Annotated in this window: 25 protein-coding genes and 1 riboswitch; of the genes, 11 read left to right on the top strand and 14 right to left on the bottom strand. The window is 48.8% G+C overall.

The genetic code is table 11. From position 1 onward, the window contains the following. Nucleotides 1-17: 17 nt before the first annotated feature. The 4 genes from ACSQ8O_RS32240 to ACSQ8O_RS32225 form a co-directional block, all read right to left on the bottom strand. Nucleotides 18-815: an energy-coupling factor transporter transmembrane component T family protein gene (locus ACSQ8O_RS32240; protein ID WP_436245034.1), complete on the bottom strand. Its 798-nt coding sequence runs from the start codon at nucleotides 813-815 to the stop codon at nucleotides 18-20. Continuing rightward, complete coding sequence (locus ACSQ8O_RS32235) at nucleotides 806-2,302, bottom strand: ABC transporter ATP-binding protein (RefSeq protein WP_436245033.1); 1,497 nt, start codon at nucleotides 2,300-2,302, stop codon at nucleotides 806-808. Before ACSQ8O_RS32235 ends, ACSQ8O_RS32240 begins: the two co-directional genes overlap by 10 nt. Nucleotides 2,303-2,306: 4 nt before the next feature. Beyond that, nucleotides 2,307-2,903, bottom strand: coding sequence for an ECF transporter S component (locus tag ACSQ8O_RS32230; RefSeq protein WP_436245032.1), 597 nt, complete (start codon nucleotides 2,901-2,903; stop codon nucleotides 2,307-2,309). A 139-nt stretch (nucleotides 2,904-3,042) separates the two neighbouring features. Next, nucleotides 3,043-3,152, bottom strand: a riboswitch (TPP riboswitch). A gap of 71 nt (nucleotides 3,153-3,223) precedes the next feature. Further along, complete coding sequence (locus ACSQ8O_RS32225) at nucleotides 3,224-4,669, bottom strand: methyl-accepting chemotaxis protein (protein WP_436245031.1); 1,446 nt, start codon at nucleotides 4,667-4,669, stop codon at nucleotides 3,224-3,226. 200 nt (nucleotides 4,670-4,869) lie between these two features. Between ACSQ8O_RS32225 and ACSQ8O_RS32220 the strand changes: the two genes are divergently transcribed. Further along, nucleotides 4,870-5,586, top strand: a complete 717-nt coding sequence (locus tag ACSQ8O_RS32220) for a DUF3105 domain-containing protein (protein WP_056611008.1) — start codon at nucleotides 4,870-4,872, stop codon at nucleotides 5,584-5,586. Here the strand turns inward: ACSQ8O_RS32220 and ACSQ8O_RS32215 are convergent, their stop codons facing one another. Next, complete coding sequence (locus ACSQ8O_RS32215; protein ID WP_436245030.1) at nucleotides 5,587-6,369, bottom strand: AraC family transcriptional regulator; 783 nt, start codon at nucleotides 6,367-6,369, stop codon at nucleotides 5,587-5,589. A 124-nt stretch (nucleotides 6,370-6,493) separates the two neighbouring features. Here ACSQ8O_RS32215 and pyk point away from each other — a divergent pair, with 124 nt between their 5' ends. Both pyk and uvsE read left to right on the top strand, forming a co-directional pair. Then, nucleotides 6,494-7,906 carry a pyruvate kinase gene (gene pyk / locus ACSQ8O_RS32210; protein WP_436245029.1) on the top strand — a complete coding sequence of 471 codons (1,413 nt, stop codon included), beginning with the start codon at nucleotides 6,494-6,496 and terminating at the stop codon, nucleotides 7,904-7,906. A 465-nt stretch (nucleotides 7,907-8,371) separates the two neighbouring features. Further along, nucleotides 8,372-9,319, top strand: coding sequence for a UV DNA damage repair endonuclease UvsE (uvsE, locus tag ACSQ8O_RS32205; RefSeq protein ID WP_436245028.1), 948 nt, complete (start codon nucleotides 8,372-8,374; stop codon nucleotides 9,317-9,319). Nucleotides 9,320-9,372: 53 nt separating this feature from the next. Here the strand turns inward: uvsE and ACSQ8O_RS32200 are convergent, their stop codons facing one another. Beyond that, nucleotides 9,373-10,227, bottom strand: a complete 855-nt coding sequence (locus ACSQ8O_RS32200) for a YihY/virulence factor BrkB family protein (protein ID WP_056611019.1) — start codon at nucleotides 10,225-10,227, stop codon at nucleotides 9,373-9,375. Nucleotides 10,228-10,317: 90 nt separating this feature from the next. Here ACSQ8O_RS32200 and ACSQ8O_RS32195 point away from each other — a divergent pair, with 90 nt between their 5' ends. Next, complete coding sequence (locus ACSQ8O_RS32195; protein ID WP_436245027.1) at nucleotides 10,318-12,699, top strand: UvrD-helicase domain-containing protein; 2,382 nt, start codon at nucleotides 10,318-10,320, stop codon at nucleotides 12,697-12,699. A gap of 283 nt (nucleotides 12,700-12,982) precedes the next feature. Here the strand turns inward: ACSQ8O_RS32195 and tpx are convergent, their stop codons facing one another. From tpx to trxB, 3 genes are read right to left on the bottom strand one after another with little or no spacing between them, the layout of a single operon-like run. Continuing rightward, nucleotides 12,983-13,513, bottom strand: coding sequence for a thiol peroxidase (tpx, locus tag ACSQ8O_RS32190; RefSeq protein WP_436245026.1), 531 nt, complete (start codon nucleotides 13,511-13,513; stop codon nucleotides 12,983-12,985). 59 nt (nucleotides 13,514-13,572) lie between these two features. Further along, a complete protein-coding gene (trxA, locus tag ACSQ8O_RS32185; RefSeq protein ID WP_436245025.1) occupies nucleotides 13,573-13,884 on the bottom strand; it encodes a thioredoxin in 312 nt (103 codons plus the stop codon). Next, the gene (gene trxB / locus ACSQ8O_RS32180) at nucleotides 13,874-14,848 is read right to left on the bottom strand and encodes a thioredoxin-disulfide reductase (RefSeq protein ID WP_436245024.1); all 975 of its coding nucleotides are present in this window, start codon (nucleotides 14,846-14,848) and stop codon (nucleotides 13,874-13,876) included. The genes trxA and trxB overlap by 11 nt, the downstream gene beginning before the upstream one ends. A gap of 267 nt (nucleotides 14,849-15,115) precedes the next feature. Between trxB and ACSQ8O_RS32175 the strand changes: the two genes are divergently transcribed. Next, nucleotides 15,116-16,027, top strand: coding sequence for a peptidylprolyl isomerase (locus tag ACSQ8O_RS32175; RefSeq protein WP_436245023.1), 912 nt, complete (start codon nucleotides 15,116-15,118; stop codon nucleotides 16,025-16,027). A gap of 407 nt (nucleotides 16,028-16,434) precedes the next feature. On the opposite strand, the gene pdaA is transcribed toward ACSQ8O_RS32175, so the two are convergent. Continuing rightward, nucleotides 16,435-17,205 (bottom strand): delta-lactam-biosynthetic de-N-acetylase, encoded by a 771-nt coding sequence (pdaA, locus tag ACSQ8O_RS32170; protein WP_436245022.1) that lies wholly within the window; start codon nucleotides 17,203-17,205, stop codon nucleotides 16,435-16,437. 212 nt (nucleotides 17,206-17,417) lie between these two features. On the opposite strand from pdaA, the gene ACSQ8O_RS32165 reads away from it, so the two are divergent. The 6 genes from ACSQ8O_RS32165 (at nucleotide 17,418) to ACSQ8O_RS32140 (ending at nucleotide 21,717) form a co-directional block, all read left to right on the top strand. After that, nucleotides 17,418-17,711: a hypothetical protein gene (locus tag ACSQ8O_RS32165; RefSeq protein ID WP_056611039.1), complete on the top strand. Its 294-nt coding sequence runs from the start codon at nucleotides 17,418-17,420 to the stop codon at nucleotides 17,709-17,711. Nucleotides 17,712-17,827: 116 nt separating this feature from the next. Beyond that, a complete protein-coding gene (locus ACSQ8O_RS32160; RefSeq protein ID WP_436245021.1) occupies nucleotides 17,828-18,124 on the top strand; it encodes a hypothetical protein in 297 nt (98 codons plus the stop codon). A 98-nt stretch (nucleotides 18,125-18,222) separates the two neighbouring features. Beyond that, nucleotides 18,223-18,621, top strand: coding sequence for a helix-turn-helix domain-containing protein (locus tag ACSQ8O_RS32155; protein WP_436245020.1), 399 nt, complete (start codon nucleotides 18,223-18,225; stop codon nucleotides 18,619-18,621). A gap of 102 nt (nucleotides 18,622-18,723) precedes the next feature. Further along, nucleotides 18,724-19,698, top strand: coding sequence for an ABC transporter substrate-binding protein (locus tag ACSQ8O_RS32150; protein ID WP_436245019.1), 975 nt, complete (start codon nucleotides 18,724-18,726; stop codon nucleotides 19,696-19,698). Between the two features lie 4 nt (nucleotides 19,699-19,702). Further along, entirely contained in the window at nucleotides 19,703-20,722 is a 1,020-nt protein-coding gene (locus tag ACSQ8O_RS32145) for a FecCD family ABC transporter permease (RefSeq protein WP_436245018.1), read from the top strand. Further along, nucleotides 20,719-21,717, top strand: a complete 999-nt coding sequence (locus ACSQ8O_RS32140; RefSeq protein WP_436245017.1) for a FecCD family ABC transporter permease — start codon at nucleotides 20,719-20,721, stop codon at nucleotides 21,715-21,717. The genes ACSQ8O_RS32145 and ACSQ8O_RS32140 overlap by 4 nt, the downstream gene beginning before the upstream one ends. 486 nt (nucleotides 21,718-22,203) lie before the next feature. Here ACSQ8O_RS32140 and ACSQ8O_RS32135 read toward each other — a convergent pair whose 3' ends face one another. The 4 genes from ACSQ8O_RS32135 to ACSQ8O_RS32120 all read right to left on the bottom strand — a co-directional run bounded on the left by ACSQ8O_RS32135 (nucleotide 22,204) and on the right by ACSQ8O_RS32120 (nucleotide 26,662). Next, the gene (locus tag ACSQ8O_RS32135) at nucleotides 22,204-25,545 is read right to left on the bottom strand and encodes an Npt1/Npt2 family nucleotide transporter (RefSeq protein WP_436245016.1); all 3,342 of its coding nucleotides are present in this window, start codon (nucleotides 25,543-25,545) and stop codon (nucleotides 22,204-22,206) included. Beyond that, nucleotides 25,539-25,844, bottom strand: a complete 306-nt coding sequence (locus tag ACSQ8O_RS32130) for a hypothetical protein (protein WP_436245015.1) — start codon at nucleotides 25,842-25,844, stop codon at nucleotides 25,539-25,541. The genes ACSQ8O_RS32135 and ACSQ8O_RS32130 overlap by 7 nt, the downstream gene beginning before the upstream one ends. A 154-nt stretch (nucleotides 25,845-25,998) precedes the next feature. Next, nucleotides 25,999-26,433, bottom strand: coding sequence for a DUF6526 family protein (locus ACSQ8O_RS32125; protein WP_436245014.1), 435 nt, complete (start codon nucleotides 26,431-26,433; stop codon nucleotides 25,999-26,001). 4 nt (nucleotides 26,434-26,437) lie between these two features. Beyond that, a complete protein-coding gene (locus ACSQ8O_RS32120) occupies nucleotides 26,438-26,662 on the bottom strand; it encodes a hypothetical protein (protein ID WP_056611059.1) in 225 nt (74 codons plus the stop codon). Between the last annotated feature and the right edge of the window lie 22 nt (nucleotides 26,663-26,684).

Here is a 26,684-nt window from a genome sequence, read left to right as displayed (position 1 = left end):
TTGGGTTGCTCTTCTTTTTAACGCACATCTACACTGTTTAGTAGCGGCCACGTAACCGCGAGCCAATAGGATGCTGCTATGAGCACGCCCCAATAAAGGCTGTAATATACATCTAACATCGAGTAAGAAGATACATAATAATACGTTCGTTTACGGCTCATCGAAAAACGCTTCGCTTCCATCGCCACCGCCGTCCGATGGGCACGGCGAATGCTTTGAGCCAACAGCGGTATAGCGATCATCCGCATCGTAGTGTACCACGAAGTCAGCGGATTCCGCTGCTGACGTTTGCCCCTAACCTTGAGCGCATAGCGAAGCGTCTGCAGCTCCTCGAGGATGACAGGCAGCATGCGCAGCGCTGCCAGGAAGCTGTACGCGTACTTCGGCGCGACCTTCCACTGCTGCATCATCGCGTAGAACAAAGCGACAGGCCGTGTGGTCAAGCTGAACAGCAAGCCAACGGAGGCAACTTGGACGCCGCGTAAGCCAAGATGGATCCCGCGGTAGAAGCTTTCCTCGGTAATTCGAATAATCCCGAGATGAAACCATTCTGTCTCTCCGATACCGAACATCATCATCCCTGCTGTGGAAGACACGAAAATTAACAGAAATGGCGACGCATATAGCAACAATCTCTTCGTCGGATGTCCAGATAATAGCGCTAGCGGAAGCAACGCGCCTAACGTCAGGAACAGCATCATGTTGAGATTATGGGTGAAGACGACAATGATGAATAGCAGAATCGATAAGCCAAGCTTCACACCGGGATTCACCCGATGCAGCCACGTTTCACGAAAGGGGAACGTTATTTGCATACGAGCGGCTCACCTCCTGGGACTGATGACGGAACAATGTGCGCGACTTCCGTCACGTGCCCTGCCTCAACCTGCCAGACGCGGGTCGCCCAGCGCTGGACGATCTCGTGATCGTGCGTCACCATCACGATCACAGTCCCGCTGGCGCGCAGCCGCTCCAGCTGCTCAAGCATGCGCAGCGTGCCGCGCGCATCGAGCCCGAAGGTGGGCTCATCCAGCAGCAGGATGCGTGGCCCGCGAACCATCGCGGACGCAACGCTGAGCCTGCGCTTCTGGCCCAGCGAGAGCTGGAACGGGTGCCGCTCGCGCAGCGCGAGCAGGTCGTATTCCCGGAGCAGCAGCTCAGCAGCTGCCCACTGCCCGTTCTTCGGCTGACCCTCTGGCAAGCCATAGGTCAGCTCTTCCTCCACGGAGTTCGTGACGAACTGGAACTCCGGGTTCTGGAACACAAAGCCGACCTGCTCCGCAAGATACTCGACTTTGTTGCCCTTTACGCCCGCGATCAGACAGCTTCCGCGGGTTGGGATGAGCCGCATGATCGCGAGGAGAAGCGAGCTTTTGCCGGCACCGTTGGCACCCACAACGGTGATCCAATCACCTGAATAGACGCTAAAGTTATCCACAGAGGTCCTAATCTGCCCGCCGCGAACACCGACGAAATCATGGAAGGTCATAACGGGTACTAGCGGCCCTACATTGGTGCGCTGCATGTTCCCTTGGTCCTCTGCCTTCACATTCGCCTGCGGATTCTCCTTGGCGTAATCCTCCCACACCTCGGGATACCAGATCCCGTATTCCCTCATTTGCTCTTTGTAAGCCTCAAACATGGCAAGCGGCGGTCCATCGGCCAACACCTTACCTTCCGGTGTCAGAATGATCAATCGATCGAGCAAATCCAGCATGCCGCTAATTTTGTGCTCGACGATGAGGAGAGTTTTGTCCCCGCTAATGGCTCGAATCGTGTCCCAAACCTGCTTCGTGCCCTCATCATCCAACAGCGCCGTGGGCTCATCGAGAAAGAGCACCTCTGGCTCAAGCGCCAGCACACTTGCAATCGCTAGCCTCTGCTTCATCCCTTGGGACAGCGTACTAATCAACGTATGCGCATCAGGCACATGCAACCCAACCAAATCCAAATAATGCCGAATTCGCGCAGGCATATCTTCCCGCGGCACTTCCTGATTTTCCAACACGAACGCGATCTCTTCGTCGATATAAGGCATACAGAACTGTGTATCCGGATCTTGAAACACATATCCCCACCGGCTAGGCCTTCGAATCTCATCTGCTTTGAGCGGAAGCTCAATCATGTCCGGGACAATTCCGCTCAGTACCTGAAGCAGGGTCGATTTACCACAGCCGCTAGGTCCCAACAGCAGTACCTTCTCACCCCGCTCGATGGAAAAGGAAACCCCCTGAAAGATCAGGGGGGCGTCATCGCCGGGATATTTTAACCGCAGATTTGTAACGCTCATTCCTTCGCTCATCTCGTTACCCCAATACGTCGTAATCTTTTTTGGAAACAGGACGAATCAGATTCAGTACACCCGTGCGGGATAAGGCACCCGTCAAATAATAGGCGAATACACCCGCAATCAAAGCACTGCCCAGTAATCTTAAACCAATGAATAATAGATAATTCCAGAATGCCAGCTGATCGATATAGCCATAGTACGTATCCACAAAGATGGACATAATGGCGGAAGCGAAGGCAGCAAGAATCGTTACTCCCACATTGGTGCGACGATAGCGGAAAGCCGCGAACACCAGCTCAGCACCAAGTCCTTGCAATAATCCAAAGACGAGCGTCGACACGCCCCAATGACCGCCATACAAGGCCTCAATCGTTGCAGCCGCCACCTCAGCCAACAGGGCAACACCTGGTTTGCGGATTACTAGGAACGCGAAAGTTGCCGCCATGAACCACATACCATAACTCAGCTGCTCTGCATGTAAGCCTAGCGGCTTCATGAGATCATAAATCGGTCCCCAAATTCGATAAATCACACCAAACACGGCTGAAATGACAATGGTGATCAAAATATCTGTCAGCTTCAACCCTTTTTTGCTTGCTTCCTTTTGCGCCATCTGCTTCTCGACTCCTTTTTCCTAATCATATTTGTCAATGAGATAGGCGAACACGCCAACCTTGGATACATGGTCTCTTTTGCCCCTTAAGAACAAAAAAAGCCTACCGGAATACCGGCAGGCTTGAACATTTGTGCATAAAAAAAGCACATCAGGTCTCTACGCTGGCATTATCCAGATCAGATTAACGGTCAGTGGCATAGGGCCACTATCTCAGCCTGACTTCATCAAGCACCCGTGTTGCTATTCATTTGGCTTAACTGTAGCGGATTAGCCGCTCTTTGGCAATCCTTTTTTTCCCAAAGGGTCGCGTTGGATGTTTATTTCTCGATCAGATGCTTCAGATCCTGTGTCAATCCGTTTAATTGACGGATGCTGTCTACGATATTCTGCACCCGATGCTGCTGTACTTCCGCGCTAGCTAGCACTTCTTGAACGGATGCTGCAGACTCCTCGGTAATCGCTGCAACGGATGTCATCTCTTCCGCTACCCGCTGCGATGAGATCTGCAATTGTTGATTCATACGTTGCAAGTGCGACGCCTGCTCCATCACTTCCGCTGTATTCGTGTTGATGACCTCGAACAATTGATTAACGCTATCTGTCGATTTCTTACCTGACTCTACAGCAGTAATGCCAACGGCAACCTTCTCTACGGCCGTCACAACTTTGGCCTGAATGGAACCAAGAATTTCCGAAATATCCGTCGATGCGATGTGTGCATTCTGCGCCAGCTTCCGAATTTCGTTTGCTACAACGGAGAACCCCTTGCCATGTTCACCTGCACGAGCAGCTTCGATCGAAGCATTCAGCGACAATAGATTCGTCTGGTTCGCAATATCTGCGATCGTGGAAACGATATTCCCAATCTTCACGTTTTCTTCATTCACTTCATTCATGATGTCGGAGGTCTCAGTGACGATGACGGTGATATCATTGATTTTGAGCGACAAATCTTCCATCTGGGTCTTGCCTTCGTTCGTCATTCTCGCTGTATCCCGTGATCTGCTGCTCATCGTATTCGATGCCGTAGTGGTCTGCTCCACAGTCTCATTCACATTCTGAATAGCGGATGTAATATCGTTAATGCTGGAGGCTTGTGATTCAATACCAATCGTAATCTCCTGAAAAGCAGCAACGACTTCCTCCGTAATTCTACCTGTTACTGCAGCATTCTCTTGCAGGTTTCCACTAGATGTACCCAGTACCTCTGTCGTATTACGAACACCTGACAGCACTTCATCCGTTTTAATCTTTGCGATCTCCGATTCCTTCGCACTTCTGGCAACATTCGTTAACATTCTCCTACCAATCTGACTTTGACCGATGAGTGTCATGATCGTGAGCAGATAAAAAGCATTAACCCCAATCGGATCCACATGTGGAGTAAGCGTCGTTATATACACATTCATATTAATCAGCCCTAGCACACCATTGAGCACGAGCGGCTTGTAGTCCATGTATAAAGAAATGAGCGCTAAGCTTAAGTACAAAATAAATAAACCAAACAAAGAGGCACTATGTGACATGAAAAAATAAGAAATCGCACTAAGCCCAACCGCAATTACATACTTCGTATACGGAATAGCAATCTTCTTCCAAGTTAAAATCGTGCATACAATGGCAATCGGTACGCCGACCGAAGAAAGGGTTATCATCATAGATGCAGATGTATACGCAGCCGCGACTCCAAGTGCAAGACACGCCCATAAAAGCTTAACCATTAAGCTATTCCTTCTGTTTAATTCGAGCAGTTGATCCGTCATCGTGACTCCCCCTAAATGACTTTCTACATAATCAGACATTTCTCTACAGCTTTCAACAAGTAGCGCTCCAAACCCTCTATTTTCCATGCCAAAATCAGGATAACATTAGAAGTTGACTTCCACCCCTTAGAAAAACTACAATTTGTAGTGTCCTCATTATTTTTCAACAAAGGAACTTATTCAGGGTGGATGATTCCACGATGCAGAAAGGGATTGAAATGATGACCATATTGCTCTATATCGGACTAGCTCTATTCATTGCAGCTATCATTGGTTATGTACTCGCAGCAAGAATAAACAAAGACAACACCTCACGGTTGAAAAAGGCTGAAAAGCAAGCCCTGAAAAAGAAACATAAAACATGGCTCCTTCTCTCACATGCCCTGCTCATTATCGCTCTCGGCAGTGTTGGTACTTCACTCATTCAAAGCTCCGCAGGCAAATACAGCCTAGATAAGCTTAATTTCCATGCCAACATTCAGGTCACAACCGATAAGGATTACGGACGCGATCACAAAGATGGCACCCTGATGTATGAGATGAAAATCCCTACTTCAGGTACGCACAGCCCTCATGATTTGAAATTCGGTTTCTACAAGGAGAGACCTGGGTACGAGATGCTTGTCCACAACTTGGAGCACGGCGATATCATCATCCATTACCATCCCGATGCACCGAAGGAGCTGAAAGATCGACTTGACTACTTGACCCACTTCAAGACAGCTGGTGCTGGTGTTCTCGCAGTTCCGAATGTGGATGTTCCTGCTGATCAAGAGGTCGTGGTTACGGCTTGGACGAAAACAATGTCACTCGCCAAATTCGATGAAGCTAGTGTCGGTACATTCATTCACGACTATATCAACAAAGGTCCTGAACAAATTCCTGCTAACATACGACTCGGCGGCGGAACGATGTAATTATTTGCGAATGGTTTCACGATCTGAAACTAGTTCAGTTGGTACTAACCCTGTCATTCTTCGGAATACGCGATAAAAATAAGACGGATCATTATAGCCGATAAACTCGGCAATTTCGGTGACGGTCAGGGCAGAATGACGCAGCATGTATACGGCTGTTTTGATTCTAGTAACGTGAACGAATTCGCTGATCGTTTGACCCGTGACTTGGCGAAAAAGCGACGCTGCATAATTCGGCGAGCGGGAGATACAGGTGCCTAACTCATCCTTGGTGACATGCTCGCGATAATGATTCTGGATATAGCCTTTCATTTGCTCCACGAGAAGTGCGGTTACCGAGGATGTGGCTGCCTGATCCCACTCCCGCTGAAGATACACAAACAGCTCTTGCAGGTGCGCATCACATAGCGCCATGTAATAGGGCTGTTTGTCTTGCCAGCCGCGATGAATCAAGCGCAGTCGATCTGCGATGATGTCGAATTTGCCGGTTAGACGTGTCGTGTGGGATGGCTGTTGGAGTAGCGGAAAGATGTCCTGTGCTGCTTGTGCATCAAATTGCAGCACAAATTTCTCATGGATTTTCGTTGGCACACTACGGCCATAGAAGGGAGTTTCGCTCGGGATCAGTAACCATTGCCCTTTCTCTAGCACTTGTTTCTTCTCATTGATCCAGTACACACAACGGCCGTAGATCACGAATATAAGCGTCCAATCCAGATGCTTATTGGGCTGTTCCTCGTTCCATGTACTGCTTTTATCATAATGAAAACCAGTTAGCTGCATAGGAGTCTCGCCTCTTTTATCATACTATATTACATATATCATACTATAGTTCATAGAAAATCGCATGCATAAGGCATATAATGAAGCCAACTAATCTCTTACATTCGAAAGGAAGTCCTTCATAATGCGTAAAACGAAAATCATTTGTACGATGGGTCCTGCGTGCGATTCCGTCTCCACCCTGAAAGAATTAATTCGCGCCGGCATGAGCGTCGCGCGTTTAAATATGGCACATGGCGATTTGGATGAGCACCGCGGTCGTATTCAGCGTGTACGCCAAGCTGCGCAAGAAATGGGTGTTATTATCCCGATTCTTATGGATATCAAAGGCCCCGAAATCCGCATCGGTCAATTGAAAGATGCTTCCTATGACTTGCAAACGGGCGATCGCATCGTCTTAACGACTGAACAAATTATCGGCGACTCCAGCCGTGTATCCGTGAACTACCCAGGCTTGCCGCAGGATGTGAAGCCGGGCAATCTTGTATTGATCGACGATGGCTCCATTGAATTGCGTGTTGAAATGATCGACGGCACAGAAGTGACTTGCAGCGTCTTGAACCCTGCTCAGTTGAAGCAGCGCAAAGGTGTTAACTTACCAGGCGTACGCACATCCTTGCCAGGTGTGACAGAGCGCGATGTTATGCACATCAAATTCGGCGTTGAGGAAAATATTTCGATCGTCGCAATGTCCTTCGTTCGTAACGGAAACGATGTTCGTGAGGTTCGCGCACTTTTGGAGCAGCACGGCGCTGGCTTAACACCAATCATCTCCAAAATCGAGAATGAAGAGGGCATGACGAACTTTGCTTCCATTTTGGAAGCATCCGATGGCATCATGGTAGCCCGTGGTGACCTTGGGGTTGAAATTCCGACTGAGGAAGTTCCGATTGCACAAAAAGATATGATTCGCGCTTGTAACTTAGCTGGCAAGCCAGTTATCACAGCTACGCAAATGCTGGATTCCATGCAGCGTAACCCGCGTCCGACTCGCGCTGAAGTGAGTGACGTAGCCAATGCCGTGCTTGACGGCAGTGACGTTGTGATGCTCTCTGGTGAGACAGCCGCTGGTAAATATCCGATCGAGTCCGTGACGATGATGGCGACCATTGCTGAGCGCGTCGAGCAAACCATGGTGCGCAGCTCCTTGGTTGACGCACAGCTGCAATCCAACAACGAGATCACCGAAGTGTTGTGCCAAGCGGTTGTATCCTCCGCGAACAAGCTGCATGCTGCGGCGATTCTAACACCGACAGAGACAGGCTTCACGGCGCGGATGATCGCAAAATACCGCCCAGAAGCACCAATCATCGCGGTAACGAACAGCCAGCACGCGATTAGCCAATTGAGCATGGTGCAGGGTGTCATCCCTGTTCTTGGCGAGTTCTGCGAATCGACGGACGCAATGATTCGCTCCGCGATCAACCAAGCTGAGACGCTAGGTTATGTGAAGAAAGGCGACCTCACCGTCGTCTCCGCAGGTATTCCAGTTGGGAAGTCCGGTACGACCAACCTGTTGAAAGTTGAGCGCGTTTAGGGGTATCATACCAAACCACCGCAATTAACTAATTTCTTGCTGTAACCACCGCTACCCAGACGCCTCACGGAACGATTAGATGGAAAACCTCCATCTAATTTCTGTGATAACGGATGGTGAAGCGAAATAACAGGAAAAACTCCCGTTAATTTCGAGAAATTACGAGGAAATCGGCGAAACATCGAGAAATAGATGGACTTTTTCCATTTAACCGCAATTTTCGGAGCAATATCAGTCAATTAGCTGTATTTTTTACAGTTAAACTGCCTGTGTAGCTCAGACCATTAATCCTCCCTTCCACCCTTGTCCTGTGGAGTGGGAGGATTTTTAGATTGTACCTGTGTTGTGGAGTAGGAGGTTGTTTGTGTCCCCCTGCCACCAAGATGAAAATTTGTGAGAAAGCGAGCTAGAAAAAGGGGTACACTAGAGTAACATTAACTTTCGAGCAACGGAGGACGCACGCACGTGATTATTCGACTTGGATTCGTTTCTACTGCAATGGCCATTTTCAACAACACACCTAGCTCGACATTCACGTACAAGCTATTCTCAGAGCGACCGCGCGATGAGGCCATGCAGCGTGCCATTGAAATTGGCCGCAAAAACCTCCAAGCTACGCAACGAATTCTCTATTATAATGCCGCTCACGGCATTCGTTTGTTTCGACTATCGTCCGCACTAATCCCCTTGGCGACACATCCCGATGTGCAGATTGATGTTGCCGGAGAATATGCAGACGAGCTTCGCAAGCTCGGTGACTTCGCAAAGGCGCACGATATCAGGCTCAGCATGCATCCCAATCAATTCACGCTGCTCAACGGAAACGATAAGGTCGTTGCTGCGGCGATCGAGGATTTGAATTATCATGCTGCTATTCTGGATGGCATGGAGCTGGACGAGGCCGCGATCATTAACATCCATGTCGGCGGTGTGTATGGCGATAAGGAGTCCGCGACGCAGAAGCTTTTCGACAATGCGCCGAAGGTGCCCGAGTCTGCGATGCGGCGGCTCACCTTTGAGAACGATGACAAAACGTACACGCTCGAAGAAACACTCGCCGTGAGCCAGAAGCTACAGCGGCCATGCATGTTGGATTTGCACCACGACTGGTGCAATCCGTCAGCAGTTTCCCCCATCGAGCTACTCCCCCAGATTGCCCAGACATGGGGAGAACTGCCGATGAAGATCCACGTTTCCTCGCCCAAGAGCGAGAAGGAATTTCGCTCCCACGCGGATTACATCGAGCCAGAGATGCTTACGGCTTTTCTAAAAAGCTGCAAAGAGATCGATCTCTCCCGCATCGACGTCATGATTGAAGCGAAGGTGAAGGATTTGGCTCTGTTCCGACTTGCAGAACAGCTTGGTAAAATCCGCGGCGTTAAGCGGTTGGAGGGTGGGGTGCTGAGCTGGTGAGTTCGCAGACCGACCTAAACAGGATTACACAAAAAGAACCGATTCTGATGTTCTCAGAAACGGTTCTTTTCCGTCGTATCAAGGGCTGCATTGGCCTTGTGTATATTTTTCACATGGCGTAAAGCGTTAATTTCGCCGCCGATAATGATAATGAGCGCTGAGATGTAGAACCAGGTCATCAACACGATGATCCCGCCAATACTGCCATACGTCGCGCTGTAGTTGGTGAAGCTGTTGACATAGAAGGAGAACGCCAACGACGTACCTTGCCAACCGATGGCGGCGAATAAGGCGCCTGGCAGCACGCTTTTACACGTTAAACAGGTGTTGGGTGCGATATAGTAAATGCCGATGAATACGGCAAAAATGATGACAAAGTTAATAATCCAGCGAAGATGATTCCACAGCTCAATATGGGCAGACGCCACGTGAACGTGCTCCGCCAACCAATCTCCAATCCAGTGACCGAATACGCTGAGCAGCAGCGCCGAAATGATCACGATTAACATACCTAACGTGAGCATGATAGCTAAAAAGCGAGAGTGAATGAAGCTTTTACGTGCTGGCAATCCGTACGCTTTGTTGACTGCTCGGACAATGGCGTTCATCGCCGCGCTGGCACTCACTAAGGCTAAGATTAATCCGAAGGAGAGTGTGCCGCCTCTTTTGACATTGAGTAGATTACTGAGCGTTTCTTCGAGCCACCCCGCCACAGCACCCGGAATGTACTCCCGAATCAAACCGATGACATCGTCAGAGGAGAACGGCAAGTAGCCGAGTAAACTCATCACGAACAGCAGCAATGGAAAAAGGGAAAGCAGAAAATAGTAAGCGCACTGCGCGGCCAGCCCGGTAGCATCGTGTTCATTGAACTGCCCCCACAACAATTTCGCGTAAGATTTAACCATACGTCTATTTTTCCTTTCTTACGGCCATATTTGTGGTAGAATAGGTGGTTCAGTCTTGCAAGTAACAATGTTTATGAAACAGGTGGTCACATGAATTCCATTCCTATGTATACAACGCCGTTAGGCTTTAAACCAACCACAGAGCGACCAATCCCACATGCCCAAATGGCGCTTCTTACCAATAGCACCAAGCTCGTACCCGATAGCGATTCGGATAGTTACTTCTTCCGCGATTTGGAGGAGCACGGTATTCTGCTCAATGAAGCTCAAATCAAGGCAGTCCGACATTTTAAAGGTCCGCTGCTCACGTTAGCTGGCGCAGGTTCCGGGAAGACGACGGTGTTGGTATGCCGTGTCGCTTACTTGCTCCGCGTCCATCAGGTACAGCCTGCGAATCTGCTGCTTATTACGTTTTCTAAGAAAGCTGCCGAAGAAATGCGCGAACGTCTCACAACGCTGCCAGGTTTGCATGCGAGTATGGCTAATGTGATGCAGGTGCGGACGTTTCATGCTTTTTGCCTGCGACTTCTACGAATGAACGGGCTGCAGCAAGAAATTCTAAGTGATGGCCGCTTTCAGCAAATTGTATTCAAGCGGATCATGCTGAGCATGGGCTTGCAGGATACATATCAGCCTGAGGTGCTTATTTCCCTGCTTTCCTCCTATAAGATGCAGCTCATGGAGGTTGAAGATCTCCCCGAAGGCACGGAAGAAGAACAGGAAGTTAAGAAGATTTTCTTACAGTATGAACAATGGAAAATGGAGCAACAGAAGATCGATTTCGATGATATTTTGATCAAAGCGTACCAACTGCTCCTCCACAATGCTGAAATTTTGCGCTCCATGCAGCGGAAATTCACATACATCAGCGTCGATGAATTCCAAGATACGAATACGGTTCAGTATGAAATTATTAAAATGATTGCGGCAGCTCATCAGAATCTGATGGTTGTCGGTGACGATGACCAGACGATATATTCGTTTAATGGGGCGAGAAATGAATTTATTTTGCAATTCCATGAGCAGTACCCTACGGCAACAACCGTTACGTTGGATATCAACTATCGGTCTACGTCAAGTATTGTTGGCTTAGGCAATGCGATCATTAAGCATAACGTGCAGCGTAAATCCAAAACACTACTAGCCACTAAAGAAAGTACCCAAAAACCCCATTATGTGAAACCAGCGAATAGTGATGACGAGGCGGATTGGTTAATCGACGATATTCGGCTTAAAGTCGCTGAGGGTGGCAGCCAGTATGGGGATTTCGCGATTCTGTATCGAACAGCGAGCAACAGTCGGGCTATTATTGAGCAACTCATTCTGCATAACCTCCCTTTCGTGGATTATGGCACCAATGATTCGTTCTACGAGCAGTGGATGGTTAAGCCGATTATTGACCATTTACGGATTGCCCATGAGCGTCGGAATTTCGAAGCCATCGAAGGGGTCCTCCCCTCATTATATATTGGACGAGACCAAGGCATGCGTATTATTCAAGATCAAGAAGCGATTCAGGCGAAAAAGTGGCCTTTAATCCATCTGCTGGGGCTTCCACAGTTAAAAGAATTTCAGAAAGAAAAGCTGAAAGCCCGCATTCGTTTGATCAAATCTCTCGTGGAGATGACGCCACTCGCAGCCATTCAGACGATTCGCAAAGATTTCTACGATACGTTCCTGGAGACGAATAAGCGCAGCAAGCTTACACAACATCGTGAAATGCTGAAGGAAACGCTGGATGAGCTTGAATCCTCCGCCAAGAGGTTCAATACGGTCGAGCAGTTCCTTTATTTTATCCATGAAGTGGCCGAAAAACGCACGGAAATGCGAATGCAAAGCAAAGAACAATTCGCGGATAAAATCTCGCTGATGACGATTCATAAATCGAAGGGACTCGAGTTCCCGATCGTGTACCTGCTCTGTGCGATTGAAGGCAATATGCCGCATTCCTCGGCACTCGATGCAAGCCATTTGGACGATGTCAAAATGGCAGGCGTAGCGGGGCGCGACAAGGGAACCGCTGCGCTCGAGGAAGAACGGCGACTGGCTTATGTCGCCGTGACAAGGGCCAAAGGCGAGCTGCTGATCAGCTCGCCGGCGTTCTACCGCGGGAAGAAGGCGGAGCCTTCCCGCTTCTTGCTGTCCGCGTTCCCTGGCGCGGACGCAGGCGTTGTAACCAGCCGCAGCAAGCCGGCTGGCGGGTTTACGGCCGCTGGCGGAGCGGCGGCCGGTCGTTCTACAGTCGCTGGCGGAGCCGCGACTGGCGGGCGGTCAGCCACCGGCGGAGCCGTGGCTGGGGCTGCTGCGACCGCGACCGAGCGGGTCGCGGCGTGGTTGTGTGGCGCGGCCGGCTGCAAAGCCTGGTCGCGGATCTCTTCGCCGCAGGAGGCACGACTGGCGGCGAAGGCGTGCCCGCTCTGCGGCGCGGGCATGGTCAAGGGCAGCCGCGAGATCGCGCTGGCGCGGCGGTAGCTCTCCTATGATCTTCCTCTTTCGACTCGGATGTTGTAGAAACTACAACGTTATGCTTGGATTTGTGTCATTTCGGGCTAAATGTTGTATCACATACAACATAGTTCTTGGATTTGTGCCATTTCCGGCAAAATCGAGCATTAATGTTGTAAGGCATACAACATTACCCTGCTACATGAACCTTCAAACTATAAATTGTTGTACAATCTACAATATTCTCTCTTCATACCAAAGAGCAGCCATCCCACAAGGGATGACTGCTCTTTTCTTTCATATCGACATTTTATACTAACGTTCTCAATGCCTCCAAAGCCGCCTCATAATCCGGATGGTGACTCATTTCAGTCAAATACTCCACATAGCGAACCGTATCATTCGCATCCACGATGAAGATCGCACGCTGATCCAACTGGATCTCTTTGATAAGCACGCCGTATGCTTGACCGAATGAACGGTTTTTGTAGTCGGACAAAGTGACGACTTTATCAATACCAGCAGCACCGCAGAAACGGCTTTGTGCAAAAGGCAGATCCACCGAAATCGTCAGAATGACGACGTCGTCACCAAGTTTGTCGGCTTCCACATTAAAGCGGCGCGTCTGAGCGTCACATGTCCCTGTATCGACAGATGGCACAACAGAAATGAGCTTCACTTTGCCCGCATAATCCGCCAGGCTGACTTCGGTCATTAGATCCTTATTCACTTTAAAATCTGGTGCTTGATCCCCTACTTTGATTTCTGGTCCCAGTAAAGTGATTGGATTGCCGCCAAGGGTAGCGATGCCTGTGCGTTCTTCTAGGTTTGTCTGTGTCATATCGTAATCCTCCTAAGGGTTATGTGAATGGTATGTTTTTCGTGGTGCTTCGGTTTAACTTAAACCGCTGCAATAACAGCTTTCAACTTCTCTTTGCTCTGCAAACCAACTAACTGATCAACCACTTGCCCATCCTTGAAAACAAGCAAGGTCGGGATGCTCATCACGTTGTACTTTGCAGCGGACTCTGGGTTATCATCGACGTTGATTTTAACAATTTTCGCAGTGTCACCGAGTTCGGCTGAGAGTTCATCTAGGATTGGAGCGATCATTTTACAAGGGCCGCACCATGGCGCCCAGAAATCGACGAGGACGGTACCGGTACCTGTTTCATTTTGAAAAGTAGCATCAGATATATGATTAACGGACATTGCTCATTCCTCCTTGAAGTGCTAGTTCTTGTTCTTGTGAAGCATGCTCAGAAATAAAACGTTCAGCATCAAGCGCGGCCATACAGCCACTTCCAGCTGAAGTAATCGCTTGGCGATAGATCCGATCTTGTACATCGCCGCAAGCGAACACCCCTGGGATCGATGTTTGGGACGTACCTGGAATCACTTGCAAGTAACCTAGCTCATCGGTTGGTAGCTGCCCACCTAAGAAACCAGTATTCGGCGTATGTCCGATCGCTAGAAAAATCCCATCCGCCTCCAATAACTCTTCTTCACCTGTAGCGTTATTGTGGACTTTCAGTCCTGTCACACCCATCGGCCCTGCCACCACTTCAAGTGGTGTACGATTCAAGCTCCAAGCTACTTTGCTGTTGCCGCGAGCGTGATCCTGCATGATTTTTGAAGCTTTGAGATCATCTCTACGATGGACAACACGCACTTCGGAAGCGAATCGAGTTAGAAACTGTGCCTCCTCCATTGCCGTGTCACCGCCGCCGATGACGATGATTTTTTTGTTCCGGAAGAAAAATCCGTCACACGTTGCGCAGGTACTTACCCCTTTGCCAATATTGTCGGCTTCGCCAGGTATCCCTAATTTCTTAGCTGTGGCACCTGTTGAAATAATCAGTGAGTCCGCAGTCAATCGCCCACCATCCTCGAGAAATAAGGTAAATGGACGTTTAGAGAAATCAACCTCCGTTACGCGTCCCGACTGAATCGTTGCCCCGAAGCGAAGCGCTTGTTTCCGCATATTATCCATTAACTCAGGTCCTGTGATCCCATCTGGGAAACCCGGAAAATTGTCGACTTCTGTTGTTGTGGTCAGTTGACCACCTGGCTGTATACCCTCAATAACAAGTGGTGAGATGTTCGCTCGTGCTAAGTAAATGGCTGCAGTTAGTCCCGCAGGTCCTGTACCGATAATGATCGCTTTGTGATGCATAGGGATTCCTCCTTTTATATTACCGTAGTGCTGATGTCACGAATTAATATTGCTTACAATTTAATTTGTAACAAACCTTATGGATGAATCATATCAATTGTCTTTTATTTTGTCAACAATTAAATTGTGTACAATATAATAATACACACCTAACTTGTATTAAGCTCACGTTCAGCTTCCACTCATACTTCCTTCAGCTTGATCAGGCATAATGGGTTTCAGAACGAGAACGACACCAACAGTCACATCACGAGAGGAAGTATATACATGAATTCAAAAAATAATCGCACTTGGATATGGACATCATCCGCCCTTTTGGTCATCTTGATCGCTTATGCTTCGGTTTTCCCACCCGTTTCCAAAAATAATGATGAGAAAGCTGTTGCCAAGGTCAATGGAGTTGAAATTAGCACGACGAAGCTATATAACGCGTTGGTAGCAAGTGGCGGAGCACAAACGTTAGACTCGATGATCACGGAAGAGCTTATCAGCCAAGAGAGTAAGAAAGCAGGAATCCAGATCACGGATGCCGATGTGACGAACGAGATTCAAACGATTAAAGCTACGTATGGCTCTGAAGATGAATTCAACCAAGCGCTTGCCAACTACGGCATGACTCTGGACGATTTGAAGAAAAACATGCAATCGCAAGTAACGTTGAAAAAGATTTTGGAGCCACAAGTTACAGTCACTGACGATGAAATCAAAAAATATTATGATGAAAATTTAGAATCCTTAAAAGTACCTGCACAAGTGAAAGCTTCTCATATCTCTGTAGCGACGGAAGCTGAGGCCAATGCCATTATAGCGAAGTTGAAAAGCGGCGGTGATTTCGCCACACTTGCGAAGGAAAGTTCCACCGATGCAGCTACCAAGGATAAAGGCGGAGATCTAGGCTATATCTCTGCAGGACAAGGAGATCCGGCGTTTGAAGCCGCGGCATTTGCTTTGGAAACAGGCGGTCTTAGCGCTGCGGTACAAACAGCAACAGGTTACGATGTTATTAAAGTAACGGATCATAAAGCTGCTTCAACACCAACGCTTGCAGACAAAACCGCTACAATTAAACAGTCGTTAGTCGATCAAAAGATCTCAACACTTTCCCAAACCTGGTTGGAACAAAAGAAATCCGAAGCAAAAATTGAAAATAATCTTGCCGATTTGACTAAGACAACCTAGTTCTGGCTTAGTGTGACGTATGTGAAATTCGGCGCGTCAGGCGGTACTGATGCTGTCGGGTGAATATAGCCGGAAACCGAACGGCGTCCTGTGCAGCGGATACCATCGGACTGAAATAACTGTAAAATAGGTAGTTAATTTGAGGCTTTTCCAAGTTATTTCGATCCGATTTCAGCTTATCCGGAAATATGACGTTATTTAGCTACATGAAATCCATCTATTTGGAAAATTCGAGCTATATCCACGAACATAACTGTATAAAATCCAGTTAATCGTTAGGCGGACGCTTGGTAGGAGTGGCGCCGCATTCGGATGGCGCAACATCTGGCGGGGTGGGACCCCCTCACCCCCTACTAAACACCAAAAACCCCCTTAGCTACAACAGCTAAGGGGGTTTCTCTGTCCTATTACGGGGTGCGAAGCTTCATCTCGTCCAGGCTTTTGAACTGGTAGCCCTGCGCCCGCGCAGCGTCAATGATTTTACCCAGCGCTTCCGTATTGTCGCTGGACACGGAGTGCAACAGGATAACGGCGCCTGGGTGTAGTTGGGCCATCACATTTTTATAGGCATACTCCCAGCCCTTCTGATGCTTGGGTTCCCAATCGCGATACGCAACGGACCAGAACACATTCGTGTAGTTCAGTCCTTGGCTAACAGCCAGCGAGCGGTCATTGAATATGCCCCGCGGCGCGCGCAGATAGTGCATTTCCTTTTGTCCCGTCACCGCGGCGACTTCGTCTTTCACTTGGTTCAGCTCTTTCTGAATGCGCTCCGCCGGAATCCTACTCATATCGGGATGGCTCCATGAATGGTTGCCAATCAGATGCCCCTCGGCTGCCATACGTTTCAACAACTCTGGTTCTGTTCGAATATAGTGGCCAGTCACGAAAAATATAGCCGGCACTTGTTTCTCTTTGAGCACATCCAGAATTCGACCTGTGTAGCCTTGTTCATACCCATTATCGAAGGTTAAGTACAATTCCTTTTGTGACTGATCGCCAGTAAAAACAGCGCCGCGCTGCTTCAAGAGGCCCTTGAATCCCTCTTCATCAATCGATGGCGGTTGGCCGTTGACACTCTTTTTGAAACCAAAATGATAGGTTCCATCCGCTGAGACCATGGTCATTTGCCCCGCCATAAGAGCTAGGGAAAATAGAAGAATGCGCAAGATTTTCATATGGATGTCATGCACTCCTTGCCTTGTGTGATGAGTTGTGGCGAGTTACTGCCAACAGGACCTGTTACTAATATGCCACACCACGGCAGGAGATTATGTGTAAGCCACCTCATTGAATCCTAACATTATATTTCGCCTCCTCCGAATTCTGTGATATCCCCCCATTCCACTTGGCTTTCATCTGAATACAATAGAGTACATGATCTGTAGGGGTGGAGATTCATATTCGTAGACGAGATCCTAAACCAATCAAAGAAGATTTGCTGCATGTCCTAAAGCTATCGTCCGAGGAAGACATTTATACAGCACAGGTTAACGGATTTTCATTAGCCGATATCGCAAAAGCTAACCAGGTTGATGTACAGAAGGTCATTGAACTCCAGTTAGCCGAGCTAACGGAGCAACTGCAGTTGCGACTGTTTAATGGCAGCATCACACCTGAGCAATATCTAGCCCAGCGTGCTGAGTTACCGGAAATCATTAGTAAGAGTGTGTATGCGATGTAATCGCACGCAGCACCCCAGTTGGGGTGCTTTTTTTGTCAGCGAAGGCTTGTTGCTGTCGGGCTTTTATGTCACTATGAGACTACGACCTACGCTGCTTAGAAAGGAGTTCATGTGCTGTGAATTTCCATCAAATGATCCCGCTTATTCCGCTAATTGATCATATTCAGGTGGCTTCTTCCACCTTAGCCATTACAAGTTCACCTAGCAAATATCAACTTGTTATCGTCCGCCAAGGTCACCTCACACTACACTTCGCCGGCCATGAACCCATCATTTGCTCGCAAGCGTATGCCTGTCATCCCGATCAAGGTGACAAGTACCTAGAACGAAGATCGTCGATTACGTTATCATCACCTATACGATGCTGCCTGAGGATCACCATTGGACTTTGCATGGACACCTCACCACCTTAAGTGAAATCAAGATCCACTATATGCTCGATGAAATTATCCGGAGAACGCAGGACCATGATCCTTTGACTGTCTGGGAAGACACGACACATATCATGCGAATGAGAATGATGTTAGAGCGCATTCTATTTATCTATCTGCACGAATCCGATTTGACCCATGAGAAAAAGTCAGCTTCCGAATCGATCGAGGGTACGATCTCTTATATCAACGAGCATTACATGCTTGAGCTTACTTTGCCTATGCTAGCCCGTCGTGCGAGAATGAGCGTGGGGTATTTTACGGTTTTGTTTAAAAAGATGACGGGAACAACACTGATGAGCTACCTGTATGCCTTGCGTATTGAGAAAGCCAAGATCATGTTCCTGCAAACAGATCTGCTGGCCAAAGAGATTGCAAGCCGCGTTGGATTCATCGATTACTTCCATTTTAGCAAGGTATTTAAGAAAAAGACGGGCTATACACCCTCCGAATATATGACTAGCCACCCTAAAATCTAATATTGAGACATGTCTAATCTGCATATTGGACATGTTCTATCCCTCCATTATTCGGTATCATACTCATTGAGAATAATAATCATTGTCACGGAGGAATACAGAATGAGATCCCTTTTTACTCGTATTAGCCTTATCGCACTGATCAGCGTTTTTGCACTAAGCCTTGCTGCTTGTGGCAAAACGACGAATACCGAATCAGCTGCAACAACGACACCAGCTGCCGCTAGCCCAGCTCCTGCTGCCAAAGCAGATGGAAAGATAACCGTTCAAGATGCGGTAGGCACGGTTGAATTGCCTAAGAAGCCTGAACGTATCGTGGCCATGGAATTCGGCTTCACAGACATCCTTGTCTCTCTTGGCGTACAGCCGATCGGGGTTGCGGACGATAGCTCCCCAGACCTTTTGATGGACTCCGTAAAAGCTTTGCTGAAAACTTACACATCCGTCGGTTCACGCTACGAGCCTAATATTGAACTTATTTCATCCCTTAAACCAGATCTGATTATCGTTGATATTAATAAGCATAAAGCCGCGATTCCACAGCTCAAAGGTATTGCACCTGTCCTTGTGTTGGATGACTTCCAAGCGGACTACAATCAAATGCTGAAGAACGTAGGCATTATCGCACAAGCCGTTGGTAAAGTTGAAGAAGGCAAAAAGCGCCTAGCTGAGCACCAAACTAAAGTTGAAGCGATGAAAAAGAAACTTGCCGCATCGAACATTAGCGTTCTCCCTGCGGTTGTGAATCCAAAAGGCTTCTTCGCACACTCCGATCATGCGTACAGTGGATCCTTCCTCTCTATGCTTGGTTACAATGATCCGGTTAAAAATGCGACAGCTTATCCACAGATTACCTTGGAACAGTTGGTAGAGGCGAATCCAAAAGTCCTCTTCTTGATGCCGACAGAGAAAGTAACGATCGTGCAAGAATGGGAAAAGAACCCGCTGTGGCAGAAAATTGATGCTGTAGCTAACAAAAAAGTATTCACTGTTGAGAGAAGGGACTGGTCCTTATCCCGTGGCATGATCGGGTCGGAGAAAATCCTCGACGATATCGTGAAGAATCTGGGGCAATAGTTCGATGAACCAACCCATTAACCTTGAGAAGCAGAGCCGTAATTGGCCTCTGCTCTTCCTATTTTCTGCGAGTCTAATAGCGATACTAATTGGGATTATATCTAGTTTAAAATGGGGCCAATCCCCCGTATCATGGCATACGCTGTACGAAGCTGTGACCTATCAAGGTAGTGATAAGGCACATCTGTATATCCAAACGCTGCGGTTACCACGCGCCATCATGGCTTGCATCGTCGGGATGCAGCTTGGGTTGGCAGGGCTGCTCACCCAACTCACGACCAAAAACCCGCTGGCTTCCCCACATATTTTTGGCATCAATGCGGGAGGTGCTTTAGCGGTTGTAGTTGGACTTGTATTCCTGCCACATTTCGGCAACATGGGGTTGATTGCTTTTGCCTTTGTCGGCGCTGCGCTAGGTGCTTTATTGGTATGGTCACTCGCTGGAACGGGCAGCAAACAATACGTCTACATTGCGCTAGCTGGCATCACAATCCACTTCCTCCTGTCCTCATTGACGGAAGGGGTCATTATTCTTAATCAGCATGCGACAGACAGCATGATTTTCTGGCTGGTAGGTTCTCTTAGTCAAGCCGCTTGGACTGAAGTCCGCGTGATCCTTCCGTTTTTTATCGGGGGCATGCTGCTGTTTGCGTTCATGCTTCCCTCGTTCAAACTGCTGCTTGTCGATGATGAGATTGCGACGGGGCTTGGCCAACGCATCACGTTCGTGCGCGGTATCAGTGTGCTGCTCGTCATTGTACTCGCTGGCTCCGCAGTAGCCTTATGTGGTCCCATTGGCTTCGTCTGTCTGATTGTGCCGCATATTGCGCGGGCATTAGTAGGTACGAACTTGGTCGTTCTCGGACCGTTAACGGCTTTATTTGGCGGAATTCTGCTGTTGTATGCTGATTTTCTTAGCCGTTTTATTGCCTTTCCGTTCGAGTCCCCTGTTGGGATCGTCACTTCTTTGATTGGCGCTCCGTTCTTCATTTACCTAGCGCTGAAGCAACGGAGGGCACAATGATGACCTTAAAAGCATTACGGATCCCCGTTATATCGTTGATCATTGCTTTCGTCCTGATGATTGTATTAGCCATCATCTATGCGCATGTTGGGGCGGTTCGTATACCTTATCGCGACGTATGGGCAGCACTGACGGATGCGAAGCATCCTTCGTATTTTATCGTGCACCAATTGCGCTTGCCCCGTATTTTGGTTGCTATATTAGCTGGCTTTGGACTGGCAGTTGGCGGTGTCATTCTCCAAATCGTCATTCGAAACCCCTTGGCGAGCCCCGATGTTATCGGGATTACCAAAGGGGCTGGCTTTATGGCCGCTGGGGTCATTTTCTTGTTTCCTAAGCTGCCAAGCTATTACTTACCGATTGCCGCTTTCATTGGGGCCTTCGCTGCCTTCCTCTTGCTGCTCTTGTTAAGTCGTCGGTTAACCCTGCGTCCCTCCCATCTTGCCCTAGTGGGCATTGCGATTGGGACCATTTTTCAGGCTGGCATCCAGTATCTGATTGTTCGCCATCCCAGTGACATCAACGCGGCGCTGCTGTGGCTGTCCGGCAGTCTGTGGAACCGCAGCTGGAACAACGTGTACAGCCTGCTGCCGTGGATTGCCGTGCTGGTGCCCATCGTATGGGCGAACTTCGCCAAGCTGAATGTGTTTCAGCTTGGCGATGAGATGACCGCCGCGCTCGGCGTACGGATTGGGCGGCAGCGCTTCTGGCTGCTGCTGCTCGCTGTTAGCTTAGCCGCCATCTCCGTGTCGGCTGTCGGGGCGATCGGCTTCATCGGCCTGATCGCGCCCCATATTGCGCGGAGCCTCGTCGGCGGCCGGCACCAGTGGTTGATCCCGCTCACCGCTTTGATCGGCGCGGATCTCATGCTGCTCGGCGACTTAGTCGGCCGCGTCATAATTCTCCCACGGGAGGTCCCCGTGGGGATTATGACGGCGGTCATCGGGACGCCGTACTTTATTTATTTGCTGCGCCGCGAGCGGCGCCGGCGGTAGGAGCCATAACTAACTCCTATTGCTACCTTGGATCTATTTGCGTTTGTTTCCAACTAGCTAATATTGAAGAGACGATCACGTGGAAAGCCTCTGTGGTTGAGGTGGACTCGGGCGTTAGAGTGTGAGCACCTACGTACTTGATCTCCGCTTTAACTGTATAAACTACAGTTAATTTTCGCGAATTCGCTTGTTTCTAACGAATAACTGGAAAACATGCAGCTAATTCGTTGCGATTTCGAAGAATCGGGCTAAGCCTTGAAAATTAGCTGTAGGAAATACATCTAATCCTTCAAATGCGTGAAACAGAGCTCAATTAGCTGGAGTAAATCCAGTTATTCGTGTTTGACCCGCTGATTAGATGGGTAATCGGGAGTAGGGGGAACTCAGTACTGGCCATAAACTAAGTAGTCACTTCACTCCCCCGATTTCCTACCAAAAAGGAGTCCAACCCCTTACCAGGGTTGGACTCCTTCTCTGTTTACTATGCTAGATCATGCCACGCAGGCGATCCGCAATGACGCGCATCATGCTGCGCAGTACGTCGATGTTCTGGAAGCAGAAGCTCAGCACGAGATCACGGTGCAGCTGGAGCAGCACGGCTGGGTCCTTCGCTGTGCAATCTGCTGATCGAGGGCCGCTGTCGATGATGGCCATTTCGCCGAAGAATGCGCCTTCGCCCAACAGCGCGAACTCCTCGCTGCCGCGGTGGACGCGGATGCTTCCCTCGATGATGCCATACATCGTATCTCCGAAGTCACCTGCGCGGCAGATCGCTTCACCAGGCTCATAGGCAACTTCCTCGACCATTTGAGCCAACCACATGAAGTCGTTCGGGCCCAGATGGGCGAAGAGGTCGATCTTTTGCAAGACGAGGATCCGACGTAAAATCACTTCATCCCTCGTCAAATCTGTCGCAGCCTGTGGCTCGTGCAATGCCGCTGCGGCAGCCTCCGCCTGAGCAAGAACAAGCTCTGACCGCGCAGCCTCTTCAATCCCATCTCGTCCTAGCTCTCGCACTTGACCTTGATCTCCCGCCAACTCTTCTCCCTGCTCCACCACAGAAGCCTGCCCTTTCCCCTGACCCCGCTCCAACTCAGAGCGCAGTCTGCGCGAAAGCAGCTTCATCATTTCAACAGCAATGCTCGTCTGATCGAACATCATATCGTAGAACACAGATGAGTCCAGTCGCCACAGCACCATGTTGTCTTCTGCTTTAATCGTTGCTGTACGCGCACTGTTCGTCAGAATCGCCATCTCACCGAAGCAATCACCGAGATTGAGCTCTCCGAGGAGCTTCTTGTTGCGATAAACGCCAGCTCTGCCCTCATCTACTAACATAAGGGAGTCGCCTGGATCGCCCTCTTTAATGATCGTATTGCCTTGTTCGACGGCCAATTTATGCAGTCGCTTGGCGATAACAGATAAGTCTCTGCTCGTGAGTCCCTGGAATAACGAAACACGACGAAGCAACTGCACGCGATGCATGAGATCTGCAAGCTCAACGTTCACCTCTGTCTCCGACTTCCGAAGTGTATGGTACTGGATCGTTTGAGTCAGCCATTCATCACCTTGCTCAGCTAGCCAGCTCAAATGCAGATTCAGCTCAACCTTGCTTGCGGTTACCTTGGACAGCTTGCGAGAGCCTGCCATGAATTTGGCCATTTCTGTACGCAAAGTCCCTTGAAGCGTCTGATCAATGACCTCTTCGGCATTAGCCTGCTGACGCGAATCTCCTTCCGACCAGTCCAGATACACGGCCTGCATGGTTTGCCCATCTTTCAGAAGCGCCAACAATAAAAACACACGACGAGTAATGGCCGTACGAATTTCGCCGATCATCTTCTCTATTTCCGCATAGTCATCTACACCAACAACGCATGCACCATGCTCAGCGAACTGTGCATACAGCGTAAGCTCTTGGAAAATATAGCCCTCCACCTTGCGGCTATCCGGTTGAAGCAACTGCTTACTCATGCGTTGTAATGACTCTAAGATACGGTCACGCAAGGCGTATGGCGCTTTCTCGTAACAAGCAAACAACATGTCCATCGCACGTTGGGTTGCAATCCTTTCAAACACCGCAGGCAAATACAAACTAATTTCCTGTTGCTCCAAATAAGGCGCCAGTTTTGGCAGCACATCATCTTCATCGTATGCGGCGAGCGCGTCGATGGCGTAGCGCCGGGTTTTGCTATCTTTTAACATACCTATAATGGGTACTAGTAACGGAGGCACGTGGAGGATAGCAGCAGACTCCAAAGCGCGAATTCGAACCAAGGGACTGTTATCCTGCAAAAGGGAGATAAGCGGCTTGTAAAAATTTTTCACACGGATTTGTCCGAATAACGCGGCCATCGCGATCCGTTCCTCTTCGTGTCCGCTCTCCATCATGTCTTTCAGCTTCCCAACCGCACGGAACATGCCTTCAATGCTGTAGTATTTGACTAAGCCAGCAATCGTTGCTGCTTGAACCTCGACAGAAGAATCTTCCAAATGCACAGTAATCTCATCGACATAATCTTCTTCCGCATAAGCAGAGAGCGCGATAATCGCCTTGGCTCTGACTTGTACATGTTCAGATGTGATCAGTTCCTGCAAAACAGGCTCAAAACCTTCGGGTACCTTCATCTCCACATACGCCAAGGCCTCTAAGCGAATTTCGGGTATGGCATGACGCAGTAAACCGTCCAAATGAGGGGTTAGATCAAATGAGCTTGTCTCCTTCAAAAGACCGAACGCATACAGCGCTTGCTGCTTGTCCGAACCATTCAGCGCATCGATCAAGATTTGCCGAGTTACGGAATCCATGAGATTAAGCTCGACCTTTTGCAGGTCGTCGCCGCCTGTTTTGAGGTTGGACAAGAGCGTCGTCAAGTACGCTTTCTTTACCTTGATGCCCGCAAATATCCCCACAACGAGCAAAACTAACACGATATAACTCAACTTCTCAGGGGCTACGAATCGTGTAACGAGGAGAAGACAGATGGCTGCAAGTCCTTTGGCACCGTTACGGACAATCCCGTCCAAGAAGCCCTTCGCTTTATTCCGCCATTCCGGAGGAACGGGGAACATTACTAATTGGCTCACGGAGGAGTAGATCGTATCACCAACGACTTTGTCGCTTCCTTTGACAACAACCGCCATAGCAAGGACCGGCAATACCAGAATCCCGAGACTACCCGCGAAGAGAGCAATCGGGAAAATTAATAGCGCCGTCATCACACCGAATCGCGTAATCACACGCCCTGACACGAACAATTGCACACAAAGGGCAATCAACCCTGAGAAGCCGTAGAAGCTTCCCATAAAGCCGGCTAATGCTTCATTTTGTAAGGTGCCACGCAGAATGACCTTGAACTGATAATCAATGAGGGTTAGCGATACGACGAGCGCGGCAGCCAAGATTGCGACATATTTGAGATGCGGCACACTCGCGAAAAGGCCACCTTTTTGCTGCACAGATGACGACTTAGACGAGGCTTTGCGTACCTGCGCTGGCTTCGAATCACCCTGATCTTTGGTCATGCCCAAGATGACAAATACCACCACAAGACCAAGTAATTGTAGTCCGGCATACACATAGATTAAATTCGCCGTTCCGACGAGTGGAACAAGAACCTTGAGGCCGAAACCGCTCAAAATCCCGCCCATAATCCCCCCACTGCCTACGAGCCCGATCATTTGCTTCGCTTTCCGTTGGTCCATTACCGAAGTTGCGAACTGCCAGAAGCATACGATCATCAGAAAATTGAACACATCGTATCCGATATAAATGACAGGAAACACCCATCGCAGCTCGAGTCCTACACCGAATCTAGAGATTAGCACGAAAGCTGAGGCGGAATCATCAGCTTGAGAAGGGTTTCTAAGCGTACCCTGGGAGAGAATCGTTGGAACACGATGCCTGCCGTAATCATGACAAGCGCCTGCGGCAAGTACATCAAAGACAAATACGAATTGTCGAATCGACTTAAGAAGAGTGTATCCGCCGCCGTTCGTCCGATTGTCGATGCCGATACCACGAAGAACAAATAGGCAAATAACAGAAATACTTTTCTGTATTCCTTCTTATCCTCTGTCATTTTATTAAGAAAGGAACGATACGTTTTACTAATACTGCTACTCACACGACACCTCATTCTAAAAATTAAACGATCATGACTCTTTCCTAAAATTGTACCAGAAGTCCTAGGAAAAAATAACTACATTTTCAACAAAATGACGTAAGAAAATACAAAAAAAGACATCATCCGTAGATGTGTCTTCCTAGCAGACATTCTATTAAATTCTAAAATTGTCGCCTCTCCAGCTGCGAATTGCTTTCTTAATCGCATCCGGAGTCATCCGCTCCGCTGCTGCCTTCTTACAAAGTGCAGGAAACTCTTCATCCGATGCAAAACGCAAAGCCGTAATTTGTCCCATCGTCAATTTCTTATCTAACAGCTTCTGTGTCAGCACGAAGTGCCGAAGGTTCTCTTCTGCCCGAATCGCCCGATCCTGCGCCTTGATCGGGTAGGAACGGATAAGCACAAAGATCACAACCACAATAACAGCAATGAGGACAAAAATGACTGCTGGCAGCACCTGATCGTTGGCCCGTAAAGCGCTAACGAGCTGCATAATGGATAGAACCACTAAGCCTAATGCCAACAACGAAAACACATAGTGAAACAACGGATGCATACGTCGATGATTGACATAATTCTGAACCTTCATCTACTTATTTCCCCACAATCTGAGTAATCTCACTCTCTAATAATAGATAACGGTGCACACTTCGCATGATCGGCACTTTCGTCAAATTGTTTTTGTCTACATATTGCTTCATCTGATCTTTGGACAGACCTAAGATCTTACCCGCTTCCATTACCGTGAGCACCGCTTCATTGCTAGTCGCGTTGAAGGTTGTCTTCACCTTTTGATTCCAGTCTTCAAATGATTGCATGTTTTCGCACCCTTCTCAATCC

The sequence above is a fragment of the Paenibacillus sp. LjRoot56 genome (assembly GCF_964253335.1).
In the GTDB taxonomy this organism is placed as follows: Bacteria; Bacillota; Bacilli; order Paenibacillales; family NBRC-103111; genus Paenibacillus_E; species Paenibacillus_E allorhizoplanae.
Note: the sequence above shows the minus strand (reverse complement) of the source record. Positions and strands in the feature narration are given on the sequence as shown.

Bases quoted from the DNA above. Each gene is read 5' to 3' on its own strand.
- ACSQ8O_RS32225 (WP_436245031.1), bottom strand. From the start codon at position 4,669: ATGACGGATCAACTGCTCGAATTAAACAGAAGGAATAGCTTAATGGTT.
- trxA (WP_436245025.1), bottom strand. From the start codon at position 13,884: ATGTCCGTTAATCATATATCTGATGCTACTTTTCAAAATGAAACAGGT.
- ACSQ8O_RS32240 (WP_436245034.1), bottom strand. From the start codon at position 815: ATGCAAATAACGTTCCCCTTTCGTGAAACGTGGCTGCATCGGGTGAAT.
- ACSQ8O_RS32235 (WP_436245033.1), bottom strand. From the start codon at position 2,302: ATGAGCGAAGGAATGAGCGTTACAAATCTGCGGTTAAAATATCCCGGC.
- ACSQ8O_RS32195 (WP_436245027.1), top strand. From the start codon at position 10,318: ATGAATTCCATTCCTATGTATACAACGCCGTTAGGCTTTAAACCAACC.
- ACSQ8O_RS32140 (WP_436245017.1), top strand. From the start codon at position 20,719: ATGATGACCTTAAAAGCATTACGGATCCCCGTTATATCGTTGATCATT.
- ACSQ8O_RS32230 (WP_436245032.1), bottom strand. From the start codon at position 2,903: ATGGCGCAAAAGGAAGCAAGCAAAAAAGGGTTGAAGCTGACAGATATT.
- ACSQ8O_RS32220 (WP_056611008.1), top strand. From the start codon at position 4,870: ATGCAGAAAGGGATTGAAATGATGACCATATTGCTCTATATCGGACTA.
- ACSQ8O_RS32125 (WP_436245014.1), bottom strand. From the start codon at position 26,433: ATGAAGGTTCAGAATTATGTCAATCATCGACGTATGCATCCGTTGTTT.
- pdaA (WP_436245022.1), bottom strand. From the start codon at position 17,205: ATGAAAATCTTGCGCATTCTTCTATTTTCCCTAGCTCTTATGGCGGGG.
- ACSQ8O_RS32175 (WP_436245023.1), top strand. From the start codon at position 15,116: ATGAATTCAAAAAATAATCGCACTTGGATATGGACATCATCCGCCCTT.
- ACSQ8O_RS32120 (WP_056611059.1), bottom strand. From the start codon at position 26,662: ATGCAATCATTTGAAGACTGGAATCAAAAGGTGAAGACAACCTTCAAC.
- ACSQ8O_RS32155 (WP_436245020.1), top strand. From the start codon at position 18,223: ATGAGAATGATGTTAGAGCGCATTCTATTTATCTATCTGCACGAATCC.
- tpx (WP_436245026.1), bottom strand. From the start codon at position 13,513: ATGACACAGACAAACCTAGAAGAACGCACAGGCATCGCTACCCTTGGC.
- trxB (WP_436245024.1), bottom strand. From the start codon at position 14,848: ATGCATCACAAAGCGATCATTATCGGTACAGGACCTGCGGGACTAACT.
- ACSQ8O_RS32150 (WP_436245019.1), top strand. From the start codon at position 18,724: ATGAGATCCCTTTTTACTCGTATTAGCCTTATCGCACTGATCAGCGTT.
- ACSQ8O_RS32200 (WP_056611019.1), bottom strand. From the start codon at position 10,227: ATGGTTAAATCTTACGCGAAATTGTTGTGGGGGCAGTTCAATGAACAC.
- pyk (WP_436245029.1), top strand. From the start codon at position 6,494: ATGCGTAAAACGAAAATCATTTGTACGATGGGTCCTGCGTGCGATTCC.
- ACSQ8O_RS32145 (WP_436245018.1), top strand. From the start codon at position 19,703: ATGAACCAACCCATTAACCTTGAGAAGCAGAGCCGTAATTGGCCTCTG.
- ACSQ8O_RS32215 (WP_436245030.1), bottom strand. From the start codon at position 6,369: ATGCAGCTAACTGGTTTTCATTATGATAAAAGCAGTACATGGAACGAG.